Annotated in this window: 7 protein-coding genes; 4 read left to right on the top strand and 3 right to left on the bottom strand. The window is 68.3% G+C overall.

Annotation, left to right across the window (positions count from 1 at the left end; translation table 11 throughout):
- Positions 1–11: 11 nt before the first annotated feature.
- The 3 genes from FHT26_RS00720 (at position 12) to FHT26_RS00730 (ending at position 3193) form a co-directional block, all read left to right on the top strand.
- Positions 12–1151 carry a mannitol dehydrogenase family protein gene (locus FHT26_RS00720; protein ID WP_168558292.1) on the top strand — a complete coding sequence of 380 codons (1140 nt, stop codon included), beginning with the start codon at positions 12–14 and terminating at the stop codon, positions 1149–1151.
- Complete coding sequence (locus FHT26_RS00725) at positions 1148–2152, top strand: NAD-dependent epimerase/dehydratase family protein (protein ID WP_246867655.1); 1005 nt, start codon at positions 1148–1150, stop codon at positions 2150–2152. The genes FHT26_RS00720 and FHT26_RS00725 overlap by 4 nt, the downstream gene beginning before the upstream one ends.
- A gap of 72 nt (positions 2153–2224) precedes the next feature.
- On the top strand, positions 2225–3193 hold the full coding sequence (locus FHT26_RS00730; RefSeq protein WP_168558293.1) for an ABC transporter substrate-binding protein: 969 nt from the start codon (positions 2225–2227) through the stop codon (positions 3191–3193).
- A gap of 46 nt (positions 3194–3239) precedes the next feature.
- Here FHT26_RS00730 and FHT26_RS00735 read toward each other — a convergent pair whose 3' ends face one another.
- From FHT26_RS00735 to FHT26_RS00745, 3 genes are read right to left on the bottom strand one after another with little or no spacing between them, the layout of a single operon-like run.
- Positions 3240–4775 (bottom strand): non-reducing end alpha-L-arabinofuranosidase family hydrolase, encoded by a 1536-nt coding sequence (locus FHT26_RS00735; RefSeq protein WP_168558294.1) that lies wholly within the window; start codon positions 4773–4775, stop codon positions 3240–3242.
- A 29-nt stretch (positions 4776–4804) separates the two neighbouring features.
- Positions 4805–6133 (bottom strand): endo-1,4-beta-xylanase, encoded by a 1329-nt coding sequence (locus FHT26_RS00740; RefSeq protein WP_210427193.1) that lies wholly within the window; start codon positions 6131–6133, stop codon positions 4805–4807.
- Positions 6134–6184: 51 nt separating this feature from the next.
- Positions 6185–7936, bottom strand: coding sequence for a glycoside hydrolase (locus FHT26_RS00745; protein ID WP_168558295.1), 1752 nt, complete (start codon positions 7934–7936; stop codon positions 6185–6187).
- Between the two features lie 35 nt (positions 7937–7971).
- Here FHT26_RS00745 and FHT26_RS29445 point away from each other — a divergent pair.
- Positions 7972–8197, top strand: a 226-nt coding sequence (locus FHT26_RS29445; protein WP_210427194.1) for a hypothetical protein, incomplete at its 3' end; no start/stop codon positions are given.

Genomic DNA, 8197 nt, shown 5'->3' on the forward strand with positions numbered 1-8197 from the left:
GGCGTGGCTCGATGGCGCCCCCCATTCTTCAATTCGGTACCGGGCGCTTCCTGCAGGCGCATGTCGACCTGTTCGTCTCGCAGGCACTCGCGCGCGGCGAGGCCCTCGGCGGCATCGCCGTCGTGCAGACGACCGGCAACCCGCAAAGCACCGCGCGAACGGCGGCGCTGGCGGGCGGCGCCGGCTACCCGGTCGAGATCCGGGGGCTGCTGGCCGGGCGCCGCGTCAACGAGACCGTGCAGGTCGATTCGGTGCGGCAGGCCTGGCATGCGGACACCCATTGGCCGCAGATCGCGGAGGCCGTCGCCACGGACGTTCGCGTGATCGTGTCGAACACCGGCGATCGCGGCTACGCGCTCGATCCTGCCGACGGCCCGTCGCTGCTGTCCGGCGGCACGGCCGCGCCGCGCAGCTTCCCGGCGAAGCTGGCCGTCCTGCTGTATCGCCGCTGGCGGCAGCAGCCGGGTGGCGGCCCGTCGCTGTTCCCGTGCGAGCTCGTGCCGGGGAATGGCGACGCGTTGCGCGCGGTCGTCTGCGAGCTCGCGAAGTCGTGGCAGGCGCCGGCGTCCTTCATCGACTACCTGCACGACGAATGCGTGTGGGTCAACTCGCTGGTCGATCGCATCGTGTCGGAGCCGCTGGTTCCGGTCGGTGCGGTCGCCGAGCCGTATGCCCTGTGGGCGATCGAGCGGCAGCGCGGCATGGTGCTGCCCTGCACGCATCCGGCCATCGTGCTGACCGACGCACTGGGCCGCTTCGAGCGATTGAAGCTGATGCTGCTGAACCTCGGCCACACGTTCCTCGCCGAACGCTGGCTGGCCGGCGGTCGGCCACGCGACGAAACCGTCCTGCAGGCGATGGGCGATGCGTCGTTGCGCGCCGAGCTGGAAGCGGTCTGGAACGACGAGGCGATGCCGGTGTTCGACGCGCTCGGCGAAGGCCGAGAGGCGCGCGACTACCTCGTCGTGCTGCGCGATCGCCTGCTCAATCCCTTCCTGGCCCACCGCCTGGCCGACATCGCGCAGAACCATGCATCGAAGAAGCGGGCGCGCATCGGCCTGCTGCTGTCGCATGCGGACCGGCTGGGGCTGCCGCCGACGCAGACGCGGTTGAGGACGGCGATGGCCAACGACGAGGAGCTGCATCGATGAAACGGGCACGCGAGGGCAGGGCACGGATGCTGGTGACGGGCGCGGCAGGCAAGGTGGGGCAGGCGTTTCTCGCGCGCGTGCTGCGCGATCCGGCGTTCGACCGCTTCGTGTTTCGCGCCCTCACGCACCGGCGCCCGCTCGCTGCGCGCGATCGCCTCGAATGCGTGCAAGGGTCCATCCAGGACCGCGCCGACGTCGGCCGCGCGATGGACGGCGTGACCCATGTGCTGCACCTGGCCACCAGCAAGGAAACGCCCGACGACGTGATGGACGTGGCCGTGAAGGGCATGTTCTGGATCCTCGAGGCCTGCCGCGGCAGCCCGGTCTTCGAGCAGTTGCTGCTGGTCGGCGGCGACGCCGGCATCGGTCACTTCTTCTATCCGCACCCGGTGCCGGTCGTCGAAACGCAGCCGCACAGCGCCTACCCGGGCTGCTACGCCTTGTCGAAGGTGCTCGAGGAGGTGATGCTGCAGCAGTACTTCATCCAGTACGGCCTCAACGGCTGCTGCCTGCGCGCGCCGTGGATCATGGAGAAGGACGACTTCAGGTTCCAGCTGTCGTTCGGCCCCGATGTGTTCGGCGGACCGCGCTGGTGCGACCTGGTCGGCCCCGAAGCCGCCGCCGCCCATGTCGCCAGCGGCGCGGTGCCGGTGATGCTCGACGCGGCGGGCGTGCCGGTGCAGCGGAATTTCGTGCACGTGGACGACCTCGTCGACGCCATCTGCCTCGCGGTCGATCACCCCCGGGCGCGCCAGCAGCTGATGAACATCGCGATGGACGAGCCGGTGGACTACGGCGTGCTGGGCGAGTACCTCGCTCGCACGCGCGGCCTGCCGCTCGTGCCCGTCGGCACGCCGTACCACTCGACCTGGCTCGACAACACGAAGGCCAGGTTCCTCCTCGGCTGGCGACCGAAATACGACCTGGCCAGGCTCGTCGAGGAAGCGTGGTCGTACCGCCGCAGCCCGGACGACCCGCGCCAGGTCTGGTACCCGGGCTGATCTCGTGACATCGCTCGCGCCGGGTGGCATCCCGCCGCACCGGCCTCCTGTGGTCCATCGGAAGGAGACATCATGCAGATGAACAAGAGAACGCTGGTTGCCACCTTGCTCGCCGCAGCCGGCTCGACGCTCGTGCCCGGCTGGTGCGCTGCGGCAGGCAAGCGGCTGGTGATCGGCTTTGCGCAGACCGGCGCCGAGAGCGAATGGCGAACGGCGAACACCGATTCGGTGAAGTCCGCGGCGAAGGCCGCCGACGTCGACCTGAAGTTCTCCGACGGGCAGCAGAAGCAGGAGAACCAGATCAAGGCGATCCGCGCCTTCATCGCGCAGAAGGTCGACGTGATCATCCTCGCGCCGCTGGTCACGACCGGCTGGGACACGGTGCTGAAGGAAGCGAAGGCGGCGAAGATCCCGGTCATCCTCGAGAGCCGCAACGTCGAGGTCCAGGACACGACGACCTGGGTGTCCTTCGTCGGTTCGGACTTCGTCGAGGAAGGGCGGCGCGCCGCCCGCTGGCTGCTCGACCACACCAAGGACACGACCGGCGACGTCAACATCGTCGAGCTGCAGGGCACCGTCGGCTCGGACCCGGCGAACGACCGCAAGAAGGGGTTCGAGGAAGTGATCCGGACGAACCCGCGCTACAAGATCATCCGGTCGCAGACGGGGGACTTCACGCGCTCGAAGGGCAAGGAGGTGATGGAAGCCTTCCTGAAAGCCGAGGGCAGGAAGATCAACGTGCTCTATGCGCACAACGACGACATGGCCATCGGTGCGATCCAGGCGATCGAGGAGACGGGACTGAAGCCGGGCAAGGACATCCTCGTCATCGGCGTCGACGCGGTGAAGGGCGCCTTCGAAGCCATGATGGCCGGCAAGATGAACGTGTCGGTCGAATGCAGCCCGCTGCTCGGACCGCAGCTGATGGAGGCCGCCCGGAAGGCGGCCGCCGGTGAAACACTGCCTCGCTGGATCAAGACCAACGAGGGGGTGTTCCCGCAGGAGGTCGCGGCCAAGGAGTTTCCGAACCGGAAGTACTGAGCCACGGCCCGCCGTGGCAGGCCGTGGTGGGGCCGCGGCGGGCCGGTCAGCAGGGCGAGTTGGTCTGCGTCAGCACGCCCAGGCGGTACGGCAGCTTCTCGTAGCTCTCCTTCGACCCGGGCGTCAGCCCCTGGTAGAGAAAGCGCATGTTGCAGGCGCTGACCTCGACGTTCTGGTCGTACCCGGTGCGCAGCAGTTCCCCGTGGCTGATGCCCTGGCTCCACTTGCCGGTCGGGAAGCTCACGTTGGCATCGCCGGCGAACGGGCTGGACTCGCTCGCGGCCAGCGGCGTCCAGGTGCCGCCCAGGCTGCTGGCCGTCCACGAGCGGAAGTAGCGGCCGCCGCTTCCGATGGCCTCGACGATCAGCAGGTATTGCCCGGTCTCGCGGACCTTGTACACCTGCGGCGCTTCGAAGACCTTGTTGCGATCGGCATCCTGCAGCGCGATCACCGTGTTGCCGAAGCCGTTGGGGAAGTTCGAGAGCGTGGTCTGCGAGCGGTAGATCTGCCCGTTGTCGCCGGCGGAGAACAGGTGGCAGTTGGCCGTGTCGCAGGCCACCGCAAAGTCCAGCCAGCTGCCCCGGCCGTTGCTGGTGTTCTGCTGGACGATCGGCGGGACGCTGCTGTAGAAGGTCTTCAGCGGGCTCCATCCACCCGGGTTGGCGATGTCGGGGTTGGTCGAGTAGGCGGCATTGCCGTTCTGGGTCACCAGGTACCACAGCCGCGACGGTGCATGGAAGAACACGAACGGCGCGGCCCGGTACCCGGCCCCGATGGCGCTGGCGTCGAGGAAGTAGGGCGTGGCCGATCCGGCGTTCGACCAGTCGGTGAAGGAGCGGTATTCGAGGCCCCACCCGTTGCCCTTGGCCTGGGTGGAGAACACGTGCCACAGGCCGTCGTAGTACACGACCGACGGGTCCTTGATCGCCACTTCCGGGAACTGCGCCGCGGGCTTGGCCACCATCAGCGCCGCGCTGGAGGTCCAGCGGAAGCTGGACGGCAGCGCCACGTTGCCGGTGCCGCCGCCGGGCGGCGGCGTGGTGGTGGCGCCGACGGGCACGAGCGCCCAGGTCTGGTTGCGGCCGCCCCAGTCGGTGTACTGCGTGACGTCGCCGCCGTCGGCGGTGGACGCGCCGGCGACCTCGAGCGCCTTGCCCGAATTGCGGTTGATGAAGCGCACCGCGTTGTTGTCGGCGCCGACCAGCTGCCACTGCTGGTTGCTGCCGTCGTGGTCGGTGTACTGGTTGACGGCGGCCCCGTCGGCGGTGGAGAAGTTCCACACGTCGACGACCTTGCCCGAGTGCCGGTTCTTCAGCCGGTAGCTGCCGTTGCCGGAACTCACCAGCTGGAACTGCTGGTTGGCGCCGTCGTGCCGGCTCCACTGGCGGAACTCGGCGCCGTCGCCGGTCATCCAGTTGTAGAGGTCGAGCGCCTTGCCGCTGTTGGTGTTGACGAGGACGTACCAGGCGTTGGCGTCGACCGTGACGGCGGCGTGTGCCGGCGCAGCCACCAGCGCGCCCGCCGACAGCACGAAGGCCGCCAGCGTCGACAGCGTCTTGCGAAGTTGCATCGTGTTCTTCATGACGGTTCTCCTTTCAGGTGGGAGGGTGCTCACAGGTCGCCGAATCCGATGGCGCCATTGCAGTGCAGCCATTCGCTGCGGCCGCTGCCGCCGCCGCATCGGCCGTTCTGGTACACGCCGGTGTTGTAGGTCTGGTTCTCGGCCTGCCGCACGTTGCCGTTCACGCTCAGGTAGTCGACCTGGACGTCGCGACCGGCGGCGTCGTTGGTGAACTCGACCGTGCTGCCGCCCGACAGGCTGGTCGTGAACGTGTAGTTGGTCATGGTCCTGCCGAGCGTCCAGCTCTGCACCGCGGTGCCGCCGATGCGCAGCGTCACGCGCTCCTGGCCCGAGGTGCCGCGTGCGCGCACGACGATGGACTTGCTGGTCGTGCCGCCGCCGCCGCCGGGATTGCTGCTGCGCACGTAGTTCGCGAGCCAGGTCAACGCCGGACGCTCGCTGCCGTCGCGGCGCACGAGGTGGGAGTTGGCCACCCAGGTCTGGCCTTCGAGGTAGCCCCACAGCGTGACGCCGGCGACGGCCGGGTGCGTCCACAGCAGCGGGAACTTCTCCCGGTAGCGCGCCAGCTGCGTGGCGTCGTCACCGGTCATGTCCAGCTCGGACACGTAGATCGGCAGGCCGGCCTGGGCCAGCGAATCCAGGTTCTGCGTGATCGTCGCCGGCGCGAGGTTGTCCATGCTGAAGTAGTGCGACTGGATGCCCACGCCGTCGATCAGGCCGCGCGACTTCAGGATGTTGACGATGCCCTTGTAGCGGTTCAGCGCATTGGCGTCGTTGATGATCCCGTATTCGTTGATGAGGAGCCTGGCGTTCGGGCAGTGCTGGCGCGCCTTCTGGAACGACCAGACGATCCAGTCCCAGCCGGTCGAACCCGCGCCGCCGAGCGCCTCGCGGTAGCTGGCCGGCTGGTGCAGCGGCTCGTTGACCACGTCGATGTACTGCGTCTGCGGGTAGCGCTGGCAGTACTGCCGCATGAAGTCCTCGACTTCCTCGGCCTGCTGTTGGGCGCCCAGGCTGCCGATCCATCTCGGCTCCTGCGAACCCCACACGAAGGTGTGCTGCTTGAACGGGAAGCCATTCGAGCGGGCGTGGTTGTAGGCCTGGTCGAGCTGGCCCCAGTTCATCTGGCCGCGCACCGGCTCGACCGACTCCCACTTGCCGGCGTTCTCGGGCGAGACCTGGTTCCAGTAGGCGCTGAAGTTGCCGGGTGGGTTGCCGGCAATGATGTTGCCGAGGAACTTGGACTTGCCGACGGCGATCTGCGCGTGCGCCAGGCCGGCCGAACCCAGCAGGCCGAGGGTGGCCGTGGCGCAGACCGCAGCGCGGCTCATGGCATTGAAGATCTTCGAGGTTTTCACTGTTGTCTCCCGTGGTGTGTTGAACAAATCAATGGTGGCCAGCTTGCTTCCTCAGTTGACCAAGGTCGTGATGCTCTTGGCCGGCAGCGAAATGGAGAAGGTGTTCGCACTGACGCCGATCGCCGGCTGTCGCTCGAACGTGGCGGTCGCGGTGGTGCGGTACGGCGTCAGGCTGGTCAGCGATCGACCGGCGGGGGCGACCGACGTCGTGAGGGTGACGTCGGCCGCGTTCTCGTTCACGAGCACGACGACCGCCTTGCTGTCGGCAGCACCGGGCGCCGTCCCGAACGCCGAGACGCGCACGCCCTTTTGCGGCAGCGAGGTCGCGTCGTAGCGGACGTAGCCCGGACGGATGAAATACGAGAAGTGCTTCAGGCCGATGCCGAAGTAGGTCGGCTTGTTGTTCGTGCCGATCAGGCCGGTCGGCGTCGCGTCGTTGGAATTGACGAGCCACCAGTGGACGTAGGCGTTGTACTGCGACAGCGTCAGGCCGTCGTGGACTTCCTTGGCCATCGCGATGGCGTCGTCGATGCTGGTCGGCCATGACGTCTTGGCGTCGGCCTTGTTGACCGAATCGAGGAAGTGCTCGGTCATCCAGACTTCTTTCCCGAGCTTCTGGGCCGCGCCGGCGTAGTTGGGCGTGCCGCCGTACAGGTGGCCGCCGACGATCGAGAGGTTGCTGGCGGCCTTGGCGTCGGCCAGCAGCGTGTCGGTGGTGGCCTGCGAGTAATAGAACGACTCCGGCGCCATCAGCTTGGTCGTCGTGCCGGAGATGGCCGCTGCGCCATGGCCGCCGACCCAGGCCGTCATCTCGTCGGCATTCCACAGGCAGGACTCGTAGTCCTTGGGATCCCAGTCGGGCTCGTTCTGCAGCGAGACGGCGTAGAGCTTCACGTTGCGGCTGGCGGCGTACCGGATGTAGGCGTTCAGGTACTGGGCATAGTCCGCGTACTTCGCGGGATCGAGGCGCCCGCTGTAGAGCGGGTTCGTGCGATCGGCGTTGACGATCTTCAGGCTCGCGGGCGGCGACCACGGCGACGCGAAGACCAGGGCGCCGCGTGCCTGCGCGGAGATGCCGTTCTCGAGCTCCGCGGTCCATTGGCTGGTATCGGCCGTCCTGGCGGAAGCGTTCCAGTCGGCGGGCGCGATCCGCAGTCGAAGGATGCTCAGCCCGAGGCTGTCGGCGCCGCTGGTGCCGAACAGGACGTTCATGCGGTCGTCCGTCATCTTGTTGTAGTACCAGGCCGCCGAGCCGCCGAAGCCCTGGACGGTCTGCTTCGCATCGCCGAAGTCGATGGCCGCCATGGCCGGGGCCGGCGCGATGGTCAGCGTGGTGCTGATCACCGACGAGATGTAGTGCGCGCTGTCCTTCGGGACGAACGTGGCCTGAACGAGCGCGGACCCGGCGGCCGCCGTCGTCGCGGTGCCCAGGGGCTTGCCGTCGGCGGTCATGTAGGAGGCCGGATCGGCGGTGCCCTGGATGCCGTAGATCGCGTACGGCGCGGTGGTGATCTGCGAGGGCGTGAGCGCGGTCCCCTGGAGCACGGCCGACGGGAGATCCCACCGGACCGGCGGCTGGGCCTTGTGGACCGTCAGCTTCCGCACGACGGTGGTCGTCGAATACTTGGTCTTGTCCTGCGGCGTGAACGTGAGCGACAGCGTCTGGACGCCGACCTCGGGCTTCGCGCCGACGGCGGGTGCATAGGCGAACGTGCCCGCGACGCTCGCTTTCGCGTTCAGCTGGGCCGAGCTGAGGGCCGTTCCCCAATCGATGGCGGCTGGATCGGGCCAGGTGATTTGCACAGCAGGCGCAGGCGCAGGCGCAGGCGCAGGCGCAGGTGCAGGTGCAGGCGCAGGCGCAGGCGCAGGCGCAGGTGCGGGTGCGGGCGCAGGTGCGGGTGCGGGTGCGGGTGCGGGTGCAGGCGCAGGTGCAGGCGCAGGCGCAGGTGCAGGCGCAGGTGCAGGCGCAGGTGCAGGTGCAGGTGCAGGTGCAGGTGCAGGTGCAGGTGCAGGTGCAGGTGCAGGTGCAGGTGCAGGTGCAGGTGCAGGTGCAGGTGCAGGCGC

This window comes from Rhizobacter sp. SG703 (assembly GCF_012275445.1).
Classification (GTDB): Bacteria; Pseudomonadota; Gammaproteobacteria; order Burkholderiales; family Burkholderiaceae_C; genus Rhizobacter.